Source organism: Lysinibacillus sp. RU7 (genome assembly GCF_057837305.1).
Map to the genome: position 1 here is coordinate 1 of NZ_JBYQFK010000123.1, position 274 is coordinate 274.

At 42.0% G+C, this 274-nt stretch carries 1 protein-coding gene; it reads left to right on the plus strand.

Features of this window, described 5'->3' with window-relative positions; translation table 11 throughout:
* Positions 1-64: 64 nt before the first annotated feature.
* A partial coding sequence (locus AC3II9_RS21790; RefSeq protein WP_489158781.1) for an ATP-binding protein occupies positions 65-274 on the plus strand: 210 nt, incomplete at its 3' end.

A 274-nucleotide genomic window follows, 5' to 3' on the forward strand; every position in this document is an offset into this window, starting at 1 on the left:
AGCCGTTTAGTAACCCTAACTTTACCTACAGAACATTTGTATCAGACTTTGCAGGAACAGCTTCATGACTGATGAAAAGCTAACACAACGTCGTATCCATACATTAGACGCAGCGTTAGCCAACCAGATTGCTGCTGGTGAGGTGATTGAGCGTCCTTCATCTGTTGTTAAAGAATTATTAGAAAACTCTATCGATGCTGGTGCAACTGAACTCATTGTGCGAATTGCTCAAGGCGGTTCGACCCTAATAGAAATTATTGATAATGGGCATGGT